Raw genomic sequence first — 21012 nt, 5'->3', positions numbered from 1 at the left:
AATTGTTGTGATTTCACTCACGATAACAGCCCTTACCTCCGGCTATGCTTAACATAAGAAATCAAATTATCACCAAAATTAACACGGAGAGAATATGACTCACGCAGAAACACTATCAGTATGCGTTATCGGGCTAGGCTCTATGGGAATGGGGGCCGCACAGTCTTGTATTAAAGCCGGGCTACAGACCTACGGCGTTGATCTTAATCCGCTGGCACTGGAAACCTTACGAAAAAATGGCGCGATAAGTGCCCAAGTCAGCGCGGATGATTTTGCCAAAAAATTGGATGCCGTTGTGGTGCTGGTGGTGAATGCTGCCCAAGTAAAACAGATTCTATTGGGCGAGCAGGGGTTGGCGGCCAAATTAAGGCCCGGCACTGCCGTTATGGTGTCGTCAACTATCTCAGCCCAGGATGCCAAATTGATCGAGCAAGGGCTGTTGGCACATAACCTCATTATGTTGGATGCGCCAGTATCGGGCGGCGCAGTTAAAGCTGCTGCGGGTGAAATGACGGTAATGGCCTCCGGTAGTCGTGCTGCTTTCGAAAAGTTACAGCCAGTATTAGACGCGGTAGCCGGGCAGGTTTATCGCATCGGTGATGAAATTGGCCTGGGCGCAACCGTGAAAATTATCCACCAGTTGTTAGCCGGGGTCCATATTGCTGCCGGTGCCGAAGCGATGGCTCTGGCCGCGCGCGCGGGGATCCCGTTGGATACGATGTATGAAGTTGTCACCCATGCCGCGGGTAACTCGTGGATGTTTGAAAACCGTATGCGCCATGTCGTAGATGGTGATTATTCGCCCAAATCGGCGGTAGATATTTTTGTAAAAGATTTAGGGCTGGTGACCGATACCGCCAAAGCGCTGCACTTTCCTCTGCCATTGGCATCAACTGCCTTCAACATGTTTACTTCAGCCAGTAACGCCGGTTTTGGTCAGCAGGATGACAGCGCGGTAATCAAGATTTTCAGTGGTATTACCTTGCCTGAAAAACAGGAGAATATCTGATGCGACTCGGTGTAATTGCGGATGATTTTACCGGTGCGACCGATATCGCCAGTTTTCTGGTGGAAAATGGTATGTCGACGGTGCAAATCAATGGTGTGCCTGATGCCGATTATCATGTGAATGCCGATGCGGCAGTGGTCAGCCTGAAATCACGATCTTGCCCAACGGCAACTGCGGTGGCGGACTCACTGGCGGCCCTGGCATGGTTACAAACGCAGGGCTGCCAACAATTCTACTTCAAATACTGCTCAACCTTCGACAGCACCGCGCAAGGCAATATTGGCCCGGTCACTGATGCATTACTGGATGCACTGGGTCAGCAACAAACCATCATCTCTCCGGCGCTACCGGTGAATGGAAGGACGGTATATCAGGGCTACCTGTTTGTGATGGGGCAACTGCTGGCGGAGTCGGGAATGCGTAATCACCCAGTGACGCCGATGACAGACAGCAATCTCTTGCGGCTGATGGACGCACAAGCGCGCGGTCGCAGTGGATTAATCAACAGTACAGTGATGGACCAAGGGGTTCAGGCGGTGAGATCACAGCTCGCTCACCTAAAGGAAGAGGGCATACGTTATGTGGTGCTGGATAGCTTAAACGAGAGTCACTTGCTCACGCAGGGTGAAGCAGTACGCGACATGGTACTGGTGACCGGGGGATCCGGCTTGGCCATCGGTCTGGCACGGCAATGGGCTGGTGATGAGTCCCATCAGCCGCAAGCCACATCTGCTGGTGCACCACAAGGCAAACTGTGTGTGGTGCTGTCGGGGTCATGCTCGGCGATGACCAACCGTCAAGTGGCTCGTTATGCACAACAAGCGCCTAGTCAATCGGTAGATATCGCCCGTTGCCTAAATGAACCTGAATCTTATGCTGAAGAGTTATGCGCGTGGGTAATGGAAAATGCGGGCGGTCCGTTGGCACCGTTACTGTATGCCACCGCTGAACCCGAGGTGTTACAAAAAATTCAGCAGCAGTGGGGGGCGGCTGCCAGTAGTGAGGCGGTAGAGCGGCTGTTCGGTACCATTGCACACCGTTTACAACAACTTGGCTTCCAGCGTTTTATCGTGGCTGGTGGCGAAACCTCAGGGATTGTTGCGCAGTCACTGGGTATTCAAGCTTTCCATATCGGCCCGGCAATCTCACCGGGAGTACCTTGGGTAAAATCCACAGATCATCCGGTTTCACTGGCGTTGAAGTCAGGTAATTTTGGTGACGAAAACTTTTTTGCCAGAGCACAAACGGAGTTCGCAGTATGAATGAGCAGCAAGCGCGGGAAGAGATGGTTAAGTTAGGCGCGTCCTTTTTCCAACGGGGCTACGCCACTGGCTCTGCGGGAAATCTGTCAATGAAACTGGCTGATGGCACATTATTGGCCACACCAACAGGTTCCTGTCTGGGTGAACTGCATGCGGAACGGTTATCAAAAGTCAGTTTGGAAGGTGAATGGATCTCAGGTGATAAACCGTCAAAAGAGGTCAGTTTTCATCGCGCAATCTATCTTAATAACCCTGCGTGTGAAGTGGTTGTTCACCTCCATTGCCTCTATCTGACAGCGCTTTCCTGCTTACAAGGGCTGGATAGCCGTAATGCCATCAAGCCCTTTACACCTTATGTGGTGATGCGGGTCGGCGATGTCCCAGTGGTGCCATATTATCGTCCAGGTGACACACGGTTGGGTGAAGAGTTGGCAAAGCTGGCACCCCATTATCGTGCTTTCCTGCTGGCAAATCATGGCCCGGTTGTGGTGGGTAAAAGCCTACGGGAAGCCGCTGATAATATGGAGGAGCTAGAGGAAACCGCTCGTCTGATATTTACGCTGGGTGACCGACCTATTCGCTATTTGACTGATGACGAAATTGCAGAGTTAAGGAGTTAAAGATGCCTAAGTTTGCGGCTAATTTATCAATGATGTTTACCGAGGTTCCTTTCCTGGATCGCTTTAAGGCGGCCAAAGATGCCGGTTTCAGTGCGGTGGAATTTCTATTCCCTTACGACTATCCGGCGGCACTTCTTGCACAGACACTGGCAGAAAACAGTTTGCAGCAAGTGCTGTTTAATACCGCACCTGGAAATACCAGTAGCGGTGAATGGGGGCTGACGGCACTACCTGGCCGGGAGCAAGAGGCGCGCCGCGATATAGATTTGGCGTTGGAATATGCATTAGTGCTGGGGTGCCCGTCAGTCCATGTGATGGCCGGTGTGGTGCCGGTGGGGGCTGATCGTGCAGTTTATCAGCAGACATTTGTTGAAAATATTCGCTATGCGGCTGACCGCTTTGCCGAACATAATATTAAGGTAATGATTGAGGCGTTAAACCCGAAAATAAAACCTAATTATCTTTTTTCCAGTCAGTATCAAACCTTGGAACTGGCTAATGTTATTGACCGCCCTAATGTATTTACCCAATTGGATCTCTTCCATGCGCAAATAGTGGATGGCAACCTCAGTCAGTTAATTACCTCTTTAGCTGGGCGCTATGGCCATATTCAAATTGCCTCGGTACCGAATCGTCATGAGCCAGATGAAGGGGAGATTAACTACCCGTACTTATTCGATCTACTCGATAGTATTAACTATAGCGGCTGGATTGGTTGCGAGTATCAACCACGGGCTAATACGATGGCAGGCTTAGGCTGGATAAAACCTTACCAATCATAGCTGCTGTCATCGAACACTTCACCGGGTTGTTTGAATCACAGAAATAATAATTACAGAGTCGAGAAAACATCGTGATGTCGTTTGGCGGCCGCGCGCTATTTCTTCGTTACTCGCATTAGGCGGGTGTGGCTCAGAATAAGATTAATAGAAAAGTGCCAATAAGCACATAACAAACAACCTATGTAATATTTTTTGTTATCGAGGTTTAAATAATGTCTACCTCCCTACTGCTGACTATTGCTGTTGCCAGCGTTTTACTTTTATTAATATTAGTCATTAAAGCCAAGGTCCATCCCTTTGTTGCGTTATTGGTTGTCAGTCTGTTGGTTGCAATAGCAACAGGTATTCCGGTCAGTAATATCATGAAAGTGATTATGTCCGGTATGGGCGGATTGCTTGGTTCGATAACCATAATTATTGTGCTTGGGTCAATGCTGGGAGGGCTGATTGAAGCCTCCGGTGGTGCGGAATCTCTGGCTCAACGATTTACTGGCTCATTGGGGATCAAGCGCACGGTCATGGCATTAACCCTGACTGCCTTTATTTTGGGGATCCCGGTATTTTTTGAAGTTGGCTTTATCATTGTTATCCCGCTTATTTATGGTTTCGCTAAAGTTGCTAAAGTATCACCCATTAAATTTGGCCTACCTATGGCCGGGGTCATGCTAACAGTACATGTGGCCTTGCCAACTCATCCGGGAGCAGCGGCGGCGGCTGGGCTATTGGGTGCGGATATGGGGCGGCTAATGATGATTGGCATCCTTATCTCTATTCCAGTCGGGCTGATAGGGTATTGGGTCGCGAAGAGTATGAATCGGCGTAACTATGCGCTTTCAATTGACGTTTTGGAGCAGTTGCAGTTGGCAAAACCTGAAACCGGGATTGCTGCTGAACCGGCGAAGGATATTCGTGACCGAATCCCGGGGGCGGGTTTAATTGCTTCACTTATCATTATTCCCATCGCCTTGGTCATGCTAGGTTCGTTGGCTGCTACCGAGTTGCCTGAAGAGAGCTTGCTGCGGGAGGTTATCGTGCTTATCGGTACGCCCGCCATTGCATTGTTAATTGCTCTGGGGTTAGCAACCTATCTGTTGGGTATTCGCCGTGGCTGGGGCAAGGACAAAATAGAACAGATTATGGGGGATGCTATTCCAACGTCGGCGGCGGTCATTATGGTTGCTGGCGCTGGTGGCGCTTTTGGTAAGGTTCTGGTTGAGTCTGGTGTTGGCAAAGCATTGGCGGTTTCACTGGAAGCTATCCACTTGCCTTTAATTCCCGCGGCTTTTCTGCTCTCGCTGGCATTACGTGCTTCTCAAGGCTCGGCTACCGTGGCAATCCTGACTACCAGTGGTTTGCTGACCCAAGCGGTTACCGGGCTTGATAGCATGCAGTTAGTATTGGTGACCCTTTCGGCGTGTTTTGGTGGCTTGGGGTTATCCCATGTTAATGATGCTGGATTTTGGGTGGTAACACGTTATCTGGGGCTTTCCGTCGCTGATGGATTAAAAACCTGGACAGTATTGACGACGCTGATGGGGCTAACCGGATTTGCTTTGGTATGGTTGGCATGGGTCTTGGTATAAAGAACAGCAGTCGATAGGAATAAACTAATAATAAGAGTCCACAGGCCAGGCGGATTCTTATTACATTCACTTTCCCTGTGGCGATTATTCCCCAACACTTTGCCAGTAATCACTCACTATTATGCTAATTTAATGTCAGCTTACCTACTAATCTACTACCGCTAATTAAATCATTCCTACGTCGTTACGCCTATCACATATCGCTAATGTCATGATACTGCAATAGTATCGTTGTTCTCTCGTCTGACCAAAAATAATCAATCTTATTGAAAACAACTGATATACAGCTTTCTAAACCTAAGCTATCTTAGCTTAAGAATTTCATGATTAATTGATAAAACCAAAGGTGAAAGAAGCCAGGATTCATTATTACCATTTTATATAAATTAAAATGTGAAAGTATTACTGTCGCCTAAAATAAGTGGTAGAGGCAAAAAAAAGACAGAAAAATAAACAAAAGGTAAACGGGAGGTAGCGAATATGCCTACAGATGATAGCAAAAATGGAATTATCGACTACGTATCCACCGGGCATCTACCTGACCCAGACACTGTGGTTAAATTGGTGCAAGAAGCTCATAAACGTTTTGGTGCAGATACCGAAGGTGTAGTTTCTAGCGTTTATCCTGCATTGGAACGCGTTTCGCCGAATCTGTTTGGCGTCTGCATGGTTGGCACCAACGGTAAAGTGCATTCTGCCGGTGATGTAGATGTTGAGTTTACCATCATGAGTGTCTCCAAACCCTTTGTGTTTGCGCTGGTTTGTCAGGCTATCGGAGCCAAAGTTGCACGTGAAAAACTGGGCGTGAACAGCACCGGTATGGCATTTAACTCCGTTACTGCGATTGAACGCACGCCAGATGGCCGCACTAACCCGATGGTGAACTCCGGTGCGATTGCCACCACCAGTCTGGTACCTGGATCAACCAGTGATGAGCAGTGGAAATTTATCTATGACGGATTGTGCCGTTTTGCCGGACGCAAGCTGACACTAAACGAAGAAGTGTATCAATCTGCTTGTGAAACCAACTTCCGCAACCGTGGTATCGCTAATGTGCTGCATGGTTATGGCCGTCTGGGGTGCGATCCTCTTATTGCTACCGACTTATATACCCGCCAATGTTCGCTGAATGTCAGCGCCAAAGATCTTGCGGTGATGGGCGCGACACTGGCTGATGGTGGGGTTAACCCACTGACTCGCGAGCGGGTGGTGGACAACGATGTATGCCATTACGCATTAGCGGTAATGGTAACAGCAGGGTTGTACGAAACGTCTGGTGACTGGCTTTATGACATTGGTCTGCCGGGCAAAAGCGGTATTGGTGGTGGAATTGTGACGGTGTCACCTGGAAAGGGGGGGTTAGGGACGTTTGCACCGCTACTCGACAGTGCGGGTAACAGCGTTAAAGGGCAACTGGCTGCCCGGTTCTTATCACGTAGTCTTGGGATGGACATGTTTGTTTCTGAGCCTTACACCGAAAAGAGTTGAGTTACACGATCTGAGCATTGCGCTGACAGTCATATTGTTTCGTGTGCAAGGTTGATTTAAGAACGAGAGTACTTGGTAGACGAAATTATCTCGCAAGCCAAAGGGCTCGAAAACAAGAATACATGTCAAAAGGACAGAGAATTTATGGCGAATCAATCAACTCACCGCGCTGGCGCGGAAGTTAAAGAATCCTGGGTGCCGATGATAACCATCGCATTAGCCCAGATTCTGATGTCATTCAACGTTGCTTCCCTACCGGTCGCATTGGGTGGGATGGTAAAAAGTTTTAATGTGCCACCCACCACGATCGCCACCGCGATTGTTATGTACTCATTATCTGTTGCGGGCTTCGTGATGTTGGGCGCCAAACTCAACCAACGTTTTGGGCCGCTGGTGGTATTTCGCAGCACAGTACTGCTGTTTGGTATCGCGCAGGTCATGATGACATTCAGCCCGAATGTTACTGTAATGATCAGTGCGCAAGCATTAAGTGGCTTGGCGGGGGCGGCTTTGGTGCCAGCTCTGGTCGCTTTGATTGCTGAAAACTACCGTGGTACACAACAGGCGACGGCGCTCGGTGCTTTAGGCTCAGCTCGAGCCGGTGCGGGTGTCGCGGCGTTTCTGATTGGTGGTGTCCTGGGTACCTATATCGGCTGGCGTCCAGCGTTCGGTATTTTGATTGTGTTATCGGCCGTGATCTTTGTGCTGAGTTTCCGATTGAAATCTGATAACGGTCGTCCTGAAGTGGGCATCGATGTGTTTGGGGTGGTACTGGCGGCATCGGCGATTATTCTGCTGTCGTTTGGTTTTAATAACCTGAACCGCTGGGGCTTCGGTCTGGTGCGTGATGGTGCGCCCTTTGATTTGTTAGGCTTCTCACCCGCGCCCTTCATGATTGTATTGGGTATTGTGCTGGGTCAGGCGTTTGTGGTTTGGACCCGTCGCCGTCAGGAACAAGGTAAAACACCGTTACTGGCACTGGAAGTGATTACCTCATCTACGGAAAAAGCGGCAGTATTCGCTATGTTTGCTGTGGTCGCACTGGAAGCGATGTTGAACTTCTCAGTGCCGTTGTATATCCAGATAGTGCAGGGCAGTACCCCGATGGCCACAGCGATTGCCATGATGCCATTTAACTTGTCAGTGTTCTTCTCCGCGATGCTGATAGTTCGTTTCTACAAGAAATTGACACCACGCAAAATTGGCCGTTATGGTTTTATCACCTGTACCATAGCCCTGTTGTGGTTGGCATTCGTGGTGCGCAATAACTGGAGTGAGTTCGCGGTACTGTTCGGTCTGGTGGTATTCGGTCTGGCACAGGGCGCATTGGTGACCTTACTGTTTAACGTATTAGTCAGTGCATCACCGAAAGAGTTGGCAGGCGATGTTGGTTCGTTGCGTGGTACGACTAACAACCTGGCAAATGCTATCGGTACTGCGGTTGCCGGTGCTTTGTTGGTCGGTTTGCTCAGTGCTAACGTGCTGCGTGGTGTGGCTGAAACGCCAATTCTGACGCCAGAAATTCAGGCTCAGATCAATATGGACAGCATCAACTTCGTCAGCAATGACCGCCTACAAGGTGTGTTAGCTCAGACGACGGCGACACCGGAACAAGTTGCCGAAGCGGTGCGAGTCAATGAAGAGGCGCGTTTACGAGCGCTGAAATTTGGCTTACTGATTATGGCGTTGCTATCACTGCTGGCTATCTTCCCAGCAGGCCGCTTGCCTGATTACTTACCGGGTGAATTGCCTGCGGATAATCTGGATCCTAAAGCCCGCAAATAACATGCTGTATTGATAGAAGAAAACGCTAAAAAGAACCTGGCAGTGTGCTGCGAAAACAGCCACTGTCAGTGTTCAACCCGCTTTAAATCCCATCAGCTATAATCTCATCGACAGTGCGCCTTGTGGCGGCGCTGATGACTGATGCTCGTTTTACAACTTCAATATCGTAATCGCCGCGAACTGCAAGTGATGCATAAACTCACGCAGGATCAGCAGGCGTGCGGCAAACACATTATCTGCCGGTATCCCTTCAGAGGCTGCGGGTCTACCCATCATTACCGCCGCCAGCCTGTCAAACACCCGCTCTACCGCCTCAAGTGATAAGTGCATTTCGCTCTGTAAAGGCAAACCCGCGAGCAGAGCTATCTCGGCTATCTCGCTATCGGTGGTGACTAATTGCGAGGTTTTATTCAGCGCAGGGCTAATACGGATAACTTCATCTTCAACCACCATAATGGCGGTTTCCATCTCATCAGCCGTTGGCGGATTGTGGCGGAAATAGCGCTGAGCTGTATGGGTATCACCCACGGTAAGTGGCCATTGAGCACCAGTCGGGTCAATAATTACCGTGCTTGCATCACGACCAATATGCAGCAGGGTGATGACCTGCGCGCTATTACTGAGAGATGCGCGGATAGTTTCATATTCGGTCTGAATGCTATGCATTATCTACCACCTAAAGGGCTAGCGTTACTCAATTAATCCATGTGGAACAACCAAATTACCCCGGAAAACCTGCGGATTTACATGTTTACCCGCGCGGGCATCAATTAAGTCGACCACCTTTCTCGCCAATGTTTCTAATGAATACTCGATTGCTGGCACTGCTGGGATACCGGGTAATTGCACTGAACCATCCAGGCTGAAAACCATCACTTTATCAGGAACGGTATGCTTGAAGACATGCAATAGCGAGATGGCCTTTTGCGCTTCGATTTCATCCATTACCAACAGCGCATTAAATTGTGCACCGTTATTCAATAGTGTCTGCAACGCCTCTGAAGAGGAGTGAACGTTACCCATCACTAAACTGCGGTTATAGGGAATCAGGTAATTCTCCAACGCCCGTTGATAACCCAGTAGCGTCTGTTCCGCCACCGTGCCAGAGGCATGATTTAACAGCGCAATATGTCGGCGGCCCTGACTGACCAAATAGTGACAGGCAGTTTCTGCTGCGAATGAGTGGTCGAATAAAATACTGTTAGGGGTAGAGGACTCAAGACAATCAATCATGATGATATTTTCATCATGAGATGGCAGCGCAAAGCGTGCGCCGATGATGATAATGGCATCACACAAACCATTGGCGAGCTCAGCGACAGCATTTGCTACCCCGATGCTATTGTCGGCAAAACGCAGTAATAAATGCTTTTGATGCTGGCTAAACTGTTTTTCCAAGGCAAACAGATAACTGGTTGTTTGCTGAATGTGTTCAGTAGCGCAAATCACACCGACACACCCGGTTGACTGTGCAGTCAGAAACTGGGCGATGACATTCGGTTTATAATTCAGAGTCTCAACGGCCTTCATCACCGCCAGACGGCTCTCTTCCTTGACGCCGCGTGTACCGCTTAACACCCGGGACACTGTAGCTTTAGATACGTTGGCTAACCGCGATACATCATTAATAGTCGACATAACTTCACTCCACTTTATCTGATCAATGGCCAGAGGGCCTGGTCAGTTCCCTATTTCCTTGGTTCCAGTCTTACTGCATCTATTCTATACCGCGATCATCATAACGGAAACCGTTGTTACCAAGGAGTATCCAATAAAACAGCTCCCAGTGCTTAGCTTTTTGTGACGTCTTTCACAACTGCATATCTTTCAGTGGTTAAATATTTGAGCGCGCTCTCATATCTATTCTGTTTGCATGGAAACCGGTTTCCATTTTGTTTCCAATGAGGCTCAATATGACAAAATTACTCTGAGGCGATACGTAATGAAAAAGATAATGTTGTGCTGCTCCGCCGGGATGTCTACCAGCATGTTAGTGAAAAAAATGTTGGCTGAGGCAGCAACGCGCGGACTTGAGGTTCAGATTGATGCTTTCGGTGCCAGTGAATTCAATGAACAGTTCAGCCGCTATCAGGTTGTGCTATTGGGACCACAGGTGAAATATATGCAACGTGATTTGGCGGCAATCGCTGAGCCTTTAGGGATCCCGGTGATGACTATCGACATGATGGATTACGGTATGCAACGCGGTGATAAGGTGCTCGACTTCGCCTTATCTCTTATTAATGCAGTGAAATAAAAGGTATCTGCCATGAGTTCTCTTTACCAAGCAATGGTTGGAATGATAGAGCAAACCATTACGCCACTGGCTGGGCGGCTGGGGCAACAAAAGTACATAATCGCCATTCGTGACGGGTTTACCTCGGCACTGCCGTTTATGATTATTGGTTCATTTATGCTGGTGTTCATTTTTCCGCCGTTTTCTGCGGACACCACATGGGGTTTTGCCCGTGGTTGGTTAAACTTCTCAAGTACCTATCGCGAGCAATTGATGCTGCCTTTCAATCTCAGCATGGGGGTGATGACCTTCTTTATCTCGGTGGGGATTGGTGCCAGCCTTGGGCGGCAATATAAGTTGGACCCAATCATGACCGGTCTGCTGGCATTGATGTCCTTTTTGCTGGTAGCAGCACCTTATGCTGATGGGCACATTTCAACCCAATATTTCTCAGGACAAGGGATTTTCACCGCCATCGTGACCGCGGTGTATTCCACGGAGTTGTATGCATTCCTCAAACGCCACAATATTACTATCCGCCTGCCGAAAGAAGTGCCGACCGGGGTTGCACGATCTTTTGAAATTCTGATCCCCGTAGTGGCAGTGGTTGCGACATTGCATCCACTGAATTTATTTATCGAATCCTCCACAGGAATGATTATTCCAGAAGCGATTATGCACCTGTTGGCACCTTTAGTTTCTGCCTCAGATTCGCTACCTGCCATTTTGTTGTCGGTTCTGTTATGCCAAATTTTGTGGTTTGCCGGTATCCATGGCGCATTGATTGTGACCGGTATCATGAACCCGTTCTGGATGACCAATTTGGCGCTAAATCAAGCGGCTTTAGCTGCCGGAGCGCCGTTACCTCATATCTATTTGCAAGGTTTCTGGGATCACTACCTATTGATCGGTGGTGTGGGTTCGACTTTACCGCTGGCCTTCCTGCTATTACGCAGCAAAGCCATTCATCTGCGTACTATTGGCAAAATGGGGATAGTCCCAAGCTTCTTTAATATTAATGAACCGATTCTGTTTGGTGCCCCCATCATCATGAACCCGGTGTTCTTCCTGCCTTTTATCTTCGTTCCGATGATCAACGCTACATTGGCCTATATCGCGACCAAATTGGGGTGGATAGCGCAAGTTGTGTCATTAACCCCGTGGACGACGCCTGCGCCAATTGGTGCTTCCTGGGCTGCCAATTGGGCGTTTAGTCCAGTAGTTATGTGTCTGTTATGTATGGTGTTCTCGGCGGTGATGTACTACCCATTCCTCAAAGCTTATGAGCGCAGCCTGCTGAAAGCCGACCAGGAAAAAGAGCAACAACTGAGTTTTGCTGAGTCAGCCGAAACCCGCTAAGTCGTGATTAGATTAATCTTTATGGAGAGTATGATGAAGTATCAATTTCCACATGATTTTTGGTGGGGCAGTGCCAGTTCAGCCCCGCAAACCGAAGGTGAAAGCTTGAGTGGTGGTAAAAGTGCCACTGTCTGGGACACTTGGTTTGACAAGCAACCGGGGCGTTTTCATCAGCAGATTGGGCCGCAACAGACATCAACGTTTTATCAACATTGGCAGCAAGATATTGCTTTATTGAAACAGTTAAATCACAACAGTTTCCGTACCTCCATCTCATGGGCGCGACTGATCCCCAACGGACGAGGTGAAGTGAATCCGCAGGCAGTGGATTTTTACAATGGTGTCATTGACGAACTGCTGGCACAGGGGATAACCCCATTTATCAATCTGTTTCATTTTGATATGCCAACAGTCATGCAGGAGTTGGGGGGGTGGGAAAGCCGCTATGTAGTGGACGCCTATGCTGAATATGCCGATACCTGTTTTCGTTTATTTGGTGACCGGGTACAACATTGGTTTACCTTCAACGAACCAATCGTGCCAGTCGAAGGTGGCTATCTCTACGATTTCCATTATCCGAATGTAGTGGATTTCAAACGGGCGGCCACGGTGGCTTATCACACCGTGCTGGCTCATGCTTTGGCGGTGAAAAAATATCGCCAACGTGAGTTAGGTGGTGAGATTGGCATTATTTTAAATCTCACGCCGTCGTATCCGCGTTCTGAAAATCCTGCGGATGTAAAAGCGGCTAATATCGCCGACTTACTTTTTAATCGCAGTTTCCTCGATCCAGTATTACGCGGCGAGTATCCGGCTGAGCTGACGGCATTACTGAAAGATTATGATCAGCTGCCTGCCTGCCAACCTGGAGACAGTGAATTAATTGTTGAGGGTAAAGTAGATTTACTCGGTATCAATTATTATCAGCCACGTAGAATTAAATGCCGCGATAGCCGGGTTAATCCAGAAGCCCCCTTCATGCCAGAATGGCTGTTCGATTATTATCAGATGCCAGGCTGCAAAATGAACCCGCACCGGGGTTGGGAAATTTATGAACCCGGTATTTACGATATCCTAACCAACTTACGAAAAAACTACGGCAATCCGCGCTGTTTTATTTCAGAAAATGGTATGGGTGTCGAAAATGAACAGCGATTCAGCCGCAACGGTCAGATAGATGATAGTTATCGTATTGAGTTTGTTTCCGAGCATTTAAAATGGGTTCACCGTGCTTTGGCGCAAGGGAGCCATTGCCTTGGTTATCATATGTGGACGTTTATTGATAACTGGTCATGGTGTAATGCCTATAAGAATCGTTATGGCTTTGTTCAGTTAGATTTGAAAACGCAGCAACGTATCGTGAAAAAAAGTGGCGAATGGTTTGCGGCAACGGCAAATAATCAAGGTTTTGATGAGGTAGAGCGAAATGATTGATTTGGAAGAGGCCGTAATGGAGATTATCGTCAATGCCGGTCAGGCCAGAAGTCTTTGTTTTGAGGCATTGCGAGCCGCCCGTGAAGGTGATTTTGTTCAAGCGCATGCACTGTTATCAGAATCGGATGGCTTTACCAAGGCCGCACATCGGATGCAAACCAAGCTTATCGAACAAGATGCCGGGGAAGCCAAAACACCGATGACACTGATTATGGTCCATGCTCAAGATCATTTAATGACATCGTTATTAGCCCGTGAATTAACCAATGAATTAGTATTATTATATCAGCGAGGATAAATCGCCTTGGGTAAATGAAATTCATTGTGTAAGTCAAAGAAATATTTAAATTAACTATTGCACTGAGGTCAAATATGAATATTTAACCATGGCTGGTTATTTGCCAAAAAGATACTTCTGGGTATAAAAATAAATAAATCATTAACTCTTTAAAAATGGGTGAGCTGAGTATCGCCTTTATTTTGAGAGCCTAATACTTTACTTCACATTATCCTAAATAGAGATGGTTATTATGAATAAGTTTATACTGGTTGGACTTACCAGTCTTTTATCATTGCCTGTATTCGCTGAAGTGTCCTGGGAGACCCCACAAGGGAATCTGAAATTATACGGTGATGTTGAGATTAATATGGATGCTGCCAGTAAAAGTGGGCAGCTCACTTCTCTACGCACCAGTGCAAATAAAGACTGGAAAGCGGGGAGTAGAGAGCAATGGGATATTAATGGCAGAATACTGATCGGTCTGGATGGTTATCGGCGTATGAATAATGGCAATTTCGCAGGTTTCACTGTACAGCCACTGGCTGATATTGGTGGTCATATGAACCTCGATGATGCAGCCTTCTTCTTTGGTCATGAGAAAGATTGGAAGGTGAAAGTCGGTCGCTTTGAAGCCTATGATATGTTCCCACTGAATCAGGATACGTTTGTCCAACACTCAGGTAATACTGCGAATGATCTTTACAGTGATGGCTATGGTTACATCTATATGATGAAAGAAGGCCGTGGGCGCAGCAACAATGGGGGTAACTTCCTGGTCAGTAAAACTCTGGGTAACTGGTATTTTGAAGTTAACACCATTCTAAAAGACGGAACCACGTTATTTGCCAATAATACTTATCATGGTAATACGCTGGAAAATGAAAAAAATGTGGCGTATGTTCGTCCGGTGATTTCGTGGAAACAAGATAGCCTTTCTGCGGCTATAGCAATGGAAAGTAACGTTATCAGTAATGCCTATGGTTATCGTGATGATCAGGGCCAGTTTCAGGACCAATCGAAACGTAATGGCTATGGGGCAACATTCACTTGGAATAATCAGGATAAAGATCCTGACAATGGTATTGTCGCTAATCTGAGCTCAGCTTATATGGATGCAACCAATGAGAAGAACTTCAGTGCCGGGGCTAATATCTTATGGCGAAACTTTGAAATTGGTTATATTTACGCACACAATGATATCGAATATTTCAACAGTGCAAATGCAGGGATAGTTACCTCGGGGATATTAACCTCGCCTGATAAATATGATGTTCACACGATCCACACCTCCTATAAAATTGCCAATATCATGGATATGAATAACTTTAATTTATATCTTGGTGCTTACTGGTCTAAATTGGAAGTGTCACCTGACAATAAAGTGGTTAATGCTGAAAACGATGACCGCTACGGTGTACGTGCCAGATTTAAATATTTCTTCTAATAGATTACTGGCGACCACATGAATTAAATTAGTTATTTAATATTTTACTCAGATTAAATTTCACTTAAATAAATGCCTGTCTGCGGAATTAGGTTATGCACGCCTGTGGTATTTCCGCAGCAGGCCAGGTTGTTTTCTACTCTTGTCCCCCTCAGAACCAGCGAATAAAAAACCTTCTATTTGAATTATTTTTGCACTTTCCTAAGAAGAAATTGCGTAGTGCGCCGCATTTTTAAACAAAAATTCAAGAAACTAAATATTTTTTGATGCGGATCAAGACACATTTCCTTTGTTTAGTGTTAATGTTAATAAATCTCATTATCAACTTCATGTGCGTTACTCATATTATGCGAACTTGGCACAAACTCTTTCTGCTTTGCTGCTGTTGGTGGCTATCAGCCTCATTAGCCTGGGCTGCGACGGATTACCCGCAGTTGGTTAATGATATCCAATCCCGTCTCGATAAAACGTCTCAGTTGTACCAACAACAGAACAATGATGAAGCCCGTACTACGGTGCAGATGGCGTACTTTGAAGTTTTCGAAAACCTCGAAGGCCCGATTCGTATCAATATCTCTGCCCAGAAGAGTTATCAGATGGAAGCCGCTTTTGGTGAAATCCGGCGCATGATTGGGGAGGGCAAGCCGCAAGCGGAAGTTGATAATAAAATTAATTGGCTTAAAAGTGAACTCACTGCGGTACTGCCTATACTGACCGATGGGCATAAACTTAATGCAGAACAGCAACATGCAGCTTATGAAAACAGTGAAATTGCACTGTACTGGCAGCAGAGTTTCAAGATCATTGATGACTTACTGGCACAAGCCATAAGCGAATATCAAGAAGGGAAGTTCGCCGCGGCCAGCGAAAGCGTGCAACAGGCTCATTATCAGGGTTTTAAAAACTCTGAAATGGAAATGTCAGTGCGGGGCAATCGTTCCGCACAAGCAGCAGCGGCAATTAACCAACAATTTGCCGCATTAATCGATCTCACTCGCAAGCCAGACCAAATAACGGAAGTTGCCTATCGTGTCACCGGTTTACTACAAACTATCGAAGACACCCTTCCAGGCTTACCCACAACGCGTGAACAGCAACCCGTCACCGCAGATCAAGCCAACGTTGGGCAATCTTCGGCATCGGCTGCTAGTTCTGACGGACAAGCTAATGCCGATTGGGCGGCTGTTTCCAGTAAGATAAATCAGGCCATCAGCGATGCTATTAGTCAGTACCAAAAGGGGCAGACTACACCGGCAATGATGGCTGTGCAGGATACCTACTTTGATTTGTTCGAAGCCAGTGGCATGGAGAATAAAGTTGGTTCACGTGATGCTGCATTTAAATCGACGTTAGAGGGGCATTTCACTCGTTTAGTCAGCCTGATGAAAGCCGGTCAGCCAGTCGAACAGTTACAAGCCGAAGCCGTCGCGTTGCAAAAGGATTTGGCCAGTGCTGTAGAGATGCTCGGTGGGGGGGATGAAACCAACTGGAGTCTGTTCATCTACAGCCTGCTGATTATTGTGCGTGAAGGGCTGGAAGCTTTACTGATTGTTGCCGCGATAGTGGCTTATCTGGTGAAAAACAACCATCAGGATAAATTACCGCTCATTCGTCAATCCGTTGTAGTGGCCTTAATCGCCAGCGTGCTAACCGCTTTCGTCTTCCAGTGGTTATTTGCTAATTCAGGGCAAAGTCGTGAGTTATTAGAAGGTTTCACCATGATGATTGCCGTGGTGATGCTGTTCTCAATGAGTTACTGGTTATTGTCGAAGACTGAAGCACGGCAATGGAAAGCTTATCTCGAAGGGAAATTTTCTAAATCACTCAGTAGTGGATCGATGGTCGGGTTATGGCTGACAAGCTTCCTGGCGGTGTATCGCGAAGGTGCTGAAACTGTACTGTTCTATCTGGCCCTGATGGGCGATGCCAGTACCACTAGCGGCCACTTGTCGATTCTGGCAGGTTTTGGCGTTGGCTGTGTATTCTTGCTGGCAGCTTATCTGGTCATGCGCTTTACCGTAGTCAAATTGCCACTCAAACCCTTCTTTATGTTTACCGGTGGCTTTATGTACCTAATGGCGTTTGTATTTGCCGGTAAGAGTGTTCTTGAACTAATTGAAGGTAAATTGTTTGAGCCGACATTGCTACCGGGCGTACCTGAAATCAGTTGGTTGGGGATCTATCCATATCTGGAAACATTGATTCCTCAAGGGATATTACTGATTGCTGCGCTGGTTGCTCTTTGGGTAATGCAACGGCGTGGTCGTACTGTCTCAGCGTAATGGTCCGGCATGATGCCGGTGTGAATAACGACAATGTAATTATCATTTGATACCAGAGGGTGTGCTACATGACCATGAAGAAAACGATTATTGCCAGCAGCATTATCGCCAGCATTTTTGCAGCGCCTGCTGCTTTCGCCTTTAAAGAGTATCCGGCTGGCGAGCCTATCAAGATCAACGATATGGAAATTGCTGCAGTTTACTTGCAGCCAATCGATATGGAACCGCGTGGCATGGGTTTGCCTGCCGCGAAAGCTGACATTCATCTGGAGGCAGATATCCATGCCACCGAAGGCAATAAGAATGGATTTGGTGCCGGTGAGTGGATGCCGTACCTGACTATCGCTTATACCTTGGTGAATACGGATACTGGTACCAAACAAGAAGGCACATTCATGCCGATGGTTGCCAGTGACGGTCCACACTACGGTGCCAATATTAAAATGATGGGTGTAGGTAACTATAAAGTTACTTACCATATCAGTGAGCCATCTAAAGCCGGATTACATCGCCATACTGATAGCGAAACGGGTGTTGGCCGCTGGTGGAAACCGTTTGATGTGAGCTATGACTTTAAATATACCGGTTTGAATTGATAACAATGGCCGCGATGACTAAAACAGTTATCGCGGCTTTTTCTTAATGCTGGATGGTCAGCGCGTTTTTATCCGCGCGATGTAAAAGCTGATCAGTGATAACTGGCAGGTGTTGTGATTATCTTGCCCAAGGTGTGTGCTAATGAGTTATTTTTTTGTTTCCGTGCTACAAGCCTTTTTACCGGTAGCGTTGTTATTGGGGTTAAGTTGGGCATTCAGGCCAGCTCCTGCATTGAACCGGGTGGTATGGATAACGATACTCATGGCTATCTTGGGTATTTGGGCCGGTACCCATTACCCAAAATCGCAGCAATTGCAGTTAGTTCTGGCGGGGGGGCAACTTCTCGCACTGCTGTTATTCTTGTTAAGTCAATTTACGCTCCGCCGATCGTTAGGTTATGTCTGGCAAGCCCTGTTGGTATTGGGCGCGGCATTCAATTGGGGTAATAACCCGAATCTCGGTGCCTTTACCAATACCCATGTCATCAACACCGATTTACTGCTTAATTTGGCGGCTATTGTCGTGGCATTTGGCTGGGTGATTTTCAGTGCCGTATTATTGCTGATGATGGTCAGGCAATTGCCTCGTTGTCGTTGGCCACTATTGATACTGATAACGGTATTACTGATTTTGCCACTCAGTGGCGACGGCATTCTGTTATTAATGAAGTTACAGGTTGTGCCACTGACCAAATCACTACTCAGTTATGTCGCTTTAGTTACCAATGGGCATGCCTGGTTGAGTTACATTTGTGCGCTGCTTCTGGCATTTACGACGCTGTGTTACTTGATACCGTTACGGAATTCCCGCCGGATCGTCGGTGAAAATTCAGACCCGATTGCTCACCGTAAAGCATTAGCTGATTACCGTAATGTACGCCGAATCTTTGTTTTTTCCTTGCTGGCATGGGTAATAGCCGCAGGTGCTCAACTCTACTGGGATAAAGTCGCTTCTCAACCGCCCCAGTTGTCCGAGGCTTTACCCGTGACACTCTCGGCTGATGGTTTAGTCCGTATTCCAGTAGAGCAGGTACGTGATGGTAAGTTGCATCGTTTTGTCTGGGTCGCCGATGATGGTAAAGCAGTACGTTTCTTTATTATTAACCGTTATCCCGATCGTCTGCGCCTGAGTGTGGTTTTCGATGCCTGCTTGTTGTGTGGTGATCAAGGGTATGTCATGGAAGGCAATCAGGTCATTTGCGTTGCCTGCGCCGTGCATATTTTCATTCCGTCGATCGGTAAAGCAGGGGGCTGTAACCCGATACCGTTGGAGGGGTGGAAAAGTGACGATAAAGAGTTAGTCATTCCCAAAGCCTCTTTGGAGGCGGGTGTCAATTACTTCACCACGGTAGTAACGCTTGATGTAATTGATCCGGTTGATAAAACTCGCCTCACCAATCAAAAGGCCGAATATAAGTACAGTTATGGCGAGAATACCTATTTCTTCTCATCTGAGGCGAATTACAACCGTTTCCGTGAACACCCGGAGCAGTTTGTGACGCCGGTTGCCAGTAGTGAAGACAGTGACACGCAGGAGAATCCATAATTATGTTATGGCGCATGCTCAAGCAGTCTTGGTTCAGGAATGTCCGGCGTAAATCCCTGGCGGTATTTACGGTCTTCCTTGCTGCCGGACTCATCTCGTCATTGTTGGCGGTATCGATAGATATTGGCGATAAAATGTCACGTGAGTTGAAGTCTTATGGTGCCAATATTTTGATTGAACCTGCTGGGCAGGTGGCACTGCCGTCATTATTCGGCGAGCAGAGTAACCCACTTACCGGGCAGGATTTCCTCGATCAAGCTGAGTTACCCAATATCAAAGATATTTTTTGGCGTAACAATATTGTCGGTTTTGCGCCATTACTGAGCGGCGAAACTGATGTTAAGGGGCAAATTATTCCGCTGCTGGGGACCTATTTTAATCAGCCGGTTGATGTACCCGATGAAGAGGACTATCACACTGGTCAGCAAATTATCAGCCCGTATTGGCAGGTTAGTGGTAACTGGCCGCAGGAGCCAGTTAAAGCCGATGCGACAACGGCTGAGGCATTGTTAGGTAAACAACTGGCACAGCAAACTGGTTGGAAAGTCGGTGATGAGTTGCACCTCAACGGTGCCTCTGGCCCACTAACGGTGAAGATAAGTGGGGTGCTGAGTAGTGGTGGTGAAGAAGAGAGCCGCCTGGTATTACCCCTAAGCGCAGTGCAATCACTCCTCGGCTTGCCAGGAAAAATCCAGGCAGTGCGGGTTTCAGCATTGACTGTGCCAGAAAATGAGTTGTCGCGTAAAGCGCGCGAAAACCTTGAAGCCCTTAATGCCGAAGAATATGACCTGTGGTATTGCACTGCTTATGTTTCTTCAATTGCACACCAATTGGAAGAGGCTATTTCTGGCTCCGTAGTGCGGCCAATTTGGCAAGTTGCTGCATCTGAAGGGGTGGTGATTGAAAAGATACAACTGCTGTTGGCGGTGGTTACGCTGGCGGCGTTGATTGCTGCGGCAATGGGGATTGCATCGCTGATGACCAGCACGATTATGGAACGCGCGAAAGAGATTGGTTTGATGAAAGCATTGGGGGCGCGTCAGTGGCAAATTTTGATGCTGTTTTATCTTGAAGCAGCAATCAGTGGCTTGATTGGTGGTCTGGCAGGCTGTTTGGCTGGCTGGGGCTTGGCAAAAACCATTGGCCTGATGTTGTTTGGCGCTCCACTCAGTTTTGCCTGGATGGTGGTGCCCTGTGTGCTGGTGATATCCGTGTTGATTGCCGTCATAGGTACCTGGTTCCCTGCCCGGCGTATTGCCAGTCTCTATCCGGTGGAGGTGCTTTATGGCCGTTAATCATCGGGCAA

General features: G+C 47.6%; 18 protein-coding genes. 16 read left to right on the top strand and 2 right to left on the bottom strand.

The genetic code is table 11. From position 1 onward, the window contains the following. Nucleotides 1-94: 94 nt before the first annotated feature. The 7 genes from ltnD (at nt 95) to V2A84_RS09035 (ending at nt 8529) form a co-directional block, all read left to right on the top strand. Nucleotides 95-1009 carry an L-threonate dehydrogenase gene (gene ltnD, locus V2A84_RS09065; RefSeq protein WP_083159089.1) on the top strand — a complete coding sequence of 305 codons (915 nt, stop codon included), beginning with the start codon at nt 95-97 and terminating at the stop codon, nt 1007-1009. Continuing rightward, nucleotides 1009-2271 carry a 3-oxo-tetronate kinase gene (gene otnK / locus V2A84_RS09060; RefSeq protein ID WP_372569092.1) on the top strand — a complete coding sequence of 421 codons (1263 nt, stop codon included), beginning with the start codon at nt 1009-1011 and terminating at the stop codon, nt 2269-2271. The genes ltnD and otnK overlap by 1 nt, the downstream gene beginning before the upstream one ends. Further along, complete coding sequence (gene otnC / locus V2A84_RS09055) at nt 2268-2891, top strand: 3-oxo-tetronate 4-phosphate decarboxylase (protein ID WP_083159087.1); 624 nt, start codon at nt 2268-2270, stop codon at nt 2889-2891. The genes otnK and otnC overlap by 4 nt, the downstream gene beginning before the upstream one ends. 2 nt (nt 2892-2893) lie before the next feature. Beyond that, a complete protein-coding gene (gene otnI / locus V2A84_RS09050) occupies nt 2894-3673 on the top strand; it encodes a 2-oxo-tetronate isomerase (RefSeq protein WP_083159086.1) in 780 nt (259 codons plus the stop codon). A 212-nt stretch (nt 3674-3885) separates the two neighbouring features. Further along, nucleotides 3886-5256: a GntP family transporter gene (locus V2A84_RS09045; protein WP_442848708.1), complete on the top strand. Its 1371-nt coding sequence runs from the start codon at nt 3886-3888 to the stop codon at nt 5254-5256. Between the two features lie 480 nt (nt 5257-5736). Continuing rightward, nucleotides 5737-6744 carry a glutaminase A gene (gene glsA, locus V2A84_RS09040; protein WP_083159084.1) on the top strand — a complete coding sequence of 336 codons (1008 nt, stop codon included), beginning with the start codon at nt 5737-5739 and terminating at the stop codon, nt 6742-6744. Nucleotides 6745-6888: 144 nt separating this feature from the next. After that, on the top strand, nt 6889-8529 hold the full coding sequence (locus V2A84_RS09035) for an MFS transporter (RefSeq protein ID WP_083159083.1): 1641 nt from the start codon (nt 6889-6891) through the stop codon (nt 8527-8529). A gap of 150 nt (nt 8530-8679) precedes the next feature. Here the strand turns inward: V2A84_RS09035 and V2A84_RS09030 are convergent, their stop codons facing one another. Both V2A84_RS09030 and V2A84_RS09025 read right to left on the bottom strand, forming a co-directional pair. Further along, complete coding sequence (locus V2A84_RS09030) at nt 8680-9195, bottom strand: hypothetical protein (protein ID WP_083159082.1); 516 nt, start codon at nt 9193-9195, stop codon at nt 8680-8682. A gap of 24 nt (nt 9196-9219) precedes the next feature. Further along, complete coding sequence (locus V2A84_RS09025) at nt 9220-10167, bottom strand: LacI family DNA-binding transcriptional regulator (RefSeq protein WP_083159081.1); 948 nt, start codon at nt 10165-10167, stop codon at nt 9220-9222. Nucleotides 10168-10471: 304 nt separating this feature from the next. Here V2A84_RS09025 and V2A84_RS09020 point away from each other — a divergent pair, with 304 nt between their 5' ends. From V2A84_RS09020 to V2A84_RS08980, 9 genes are all read left to right on the top strand, one after another. Continuing rightward, a complete protein-coding gene (locus V2A84_RS09020; RefSeq protein ID WP_042569652.1) occupies nt 10472-10786 on the top strand; it encodes a PTS sugar transporter subunit IIB in 315 nt (104 codons plus the stop codon). Nucleotides 10787-10798: 12 nt separating this feature from the next. After that, nucleotides 10799-12124 (top strand): PTS sugar transporter subunit IIC, encoded by a 1326-nt coding sequence (locus tag V2A84_RS09015; RefSeq protein WP_083159080.1) that lies wholly within the window; start codon nt 10799-10801, stop codon nt 12122-12124. 33 nt (nt 12125-12157) lie between these two features. Continuing rightward, complete coding sequence (locus V2A84_RS09010; protein WP_083159079.1) at nt 12158-13558, top strand: glycoside hydrolase family 1 protein; 1401 nt, start codon at nt 12158-12160, stop codon at nt 13556-13558. Continuing rightward, complete coding sequence (locus V2A84_RS09005; RefSeq protein WP_083159078.1) at nt 13551-13856, top strand: PTS lactose/cellobiose transporter subunit IIA; 306 nt, start codon at nt 13551-13553, stop codon at nt 13854-13856. Before V2A84_RS09010 ends, V2A84_RS09005 begins: the two co-directional genes overlap by 8 nt. Before the next feature lie 223 nt (nt 13857-14079). Continuing rightward, a complete protein-coding gene (locus V2A84_RS09000; RefSeq protein WP_442847885.1) occupies nt 14080-15282 on the top strand; it encodes a carbohydrate porin in 1203 nt (400 codons plus the stop codon). 347 nt (nt 15283-15629) lie between these two features. Continuing rightward, complete coding sequence (locus tag V2A84_RS08995) at nt 15630-17564, top strand: FTR1 family iron permease (RefSeq protein WP_442848707.1); 1935 nt, start codon at nt 15630-15632, stop codon at nt 17562-17564. Nucleotides 17565-17632: 68 nt separating this feature from the next. Next, nucleotides 17633-18160: an iron transporter gene (locus tag V2A84_RS08990; RefSeq protein ID WP_083159075.1), complete on the top strand. Its 528-nt coding sequence runs from the start codon at nt 17633-17635 to the stop codon at nt 18158-18160. 142 nt (nt 18161-18302) lie between these two features. After that, nucleotides 18303-19706: a Fe-S-containing protein gene (locus V2A84_RS08985; protein WP_083159074.1), complete on the top strand. Its 1404-nt coding sequence runs from the start codon at nt 18303-18305 to the stop codon at nt 19704-19706. A 2-nt stretch (nt 19707-19708) separates the two neighbouring features. Continuing rightward, on the top strand, nt 19709-21001 hold the full coding sequence (locus V2A84_RS08980; protein ID WP_083159073.1) for an ABC transporter permease: 1293 nt from the start codon (nt 19709-19711) through the stop codon (nt 20999-21001). Nucleotides 21002-21012 lie beyond the last annotated feature (11 nt).

It is taken from the genome of Yersinia sp. 2553 StPb PI, from assembly GCF_052217105.1.
GTDB classification, from domain to species: Bacteria; Pseudomonadota; Gammaproteobacteria; order Enterobacterales; family Enterobacteriaceae; genus Yersinia; species Yersinia enterocolitica_E.
The sequence above is the reverse complement of the archived record's forward strand: the minus strand, read 5'-3'. Positions and strand labels throughout refer to the sequence as shown.

Excerpts from the sequence above, each read along its gene's own strand:
- V2A84_RS09030 (WP_083159082.1), bottom strand. The coding sequence starts at position 9,195 with ATGCATAGCATTCAGACCGAATATGAAACTATCCGCGCATCTCTCAGT.
- glsA (WP_083159084.1), top strand. The coding sequence starts at position 5,737 with ATGCCTACAGATGATAGCAAAAATGGAATTATCGACTACGTATCCACC.
- otnI (WP_083159086.1), top strand. The coding sequence starts at position 2,894 with ATGCCTAAGTTTGCGGCTAATTTATCAATGATGTTTACCGAGGTTCCT.
- ltnD (WP_083159089.1), top strand. The coding sequence starts at position 95 with ATGACTCACGCAGAAACACTATCAGTATGCGTTATCGGGCTAGGCTCT.
- V2A84_RS09000 (WP_442847885.1), top strand. The coding sequence starts at position 14,080 with ATGGTTATTATGAATAAGTTTATACTGGTTGGACTTACCAGTCTTTTA.
- V2A84_RS09035 (WP_083159083.1), top strand. The coding sequence starts at position 6,889 with ATGGCGAATCAATCAACTCACCGCGCTGGCGCGGAAGTTAAAGAATCC.
- V2A84_RS09005 (WP_083159078.1), top strand. The coding sequence starts at position 13,551 with ATGATTGATTTGGAAGAGGCCGTAATGGAGATTATCGTCAATGCCGGT.
- V2A84_RS08980 (WP_083159073.1), top strand. The coding sequence starts at position 19,709 with ATGTTATGGCGCATGCTCAAGCAGTCTTGGTTCAGGAATGTCCGGCGT.
- V2A84_RS08985 (WP_083159074.1), top strand. The coding sequence starts at position 18,303 with ATGAGTTATTTTTTTGTTTCCGTGCTACAAGCCTTTTTACCGGTAGCG.
- V2A84_RS09010 (WP_083159079.1), top strand. The coding sequence starts at position 12,158 with ATGAAGTATCAATTTCCACATGATTTTTGGTGGGGCAGTGCCAGTTCA.
- otnK (WP_372569092.1), top strand. The coding sequence starts at position 1,009 with ATGCGACTCGGTGTAATTGCGGATGATTTTACCGGTGCGACCGATATC.
- V2A84_RS09025 (WP_083159081.1), bottom strand. The coding sequence starts at position 10,167 with ATGTCGACTATTAATGATGTATCGCGGTTAGCCAACGTATCTAAAGCT.
- V2A84_RS09045 (WP_442848708.1), top strand. The coding sequence starts at position 3,886 with ATGTCTACCTCCCTACTGCTGACTATTGCTGTTGCCAGCGTTTTACTT.
- V2A84_RS09020 (WP_042569652.1), top strand. The coding sequence starts at position 10,472 with ATGAAAAAGATAATGTTGTGCTGCTCCGCCGGGATGTCTACCAGCATG.
- V2A84_RS09015 (WP_083159080.1), top strand. The coding sequence starts at position 10,799 with ATGAGTTCTCTTTACCAAGCAATGGTTGGAATGATAGAGCAAACCATT.
- V2A84_RS08990 (WP_083159075.1), top strand. The coding sequence starts at position 17,633 with ATGACCATGAAGAAAACGATTATTGCCAGCAGCATTATCGCCAGCATT.
- V2A84_RS08995 (WP_442848707.1), top strand. The coding sequence starts at position 15,630 with ATGCGAACTTGGCACAAACTCTTTCTGCTTTGCTGCTGTTGGTGGCTA.
- otnC (WP_083159087.1), top strand. The coding sequence starts at position 2,268 with ATGAATGAGCAGCAAGCGCGGGAAGAGATGGTTAAGTTAGGCGCGTCC.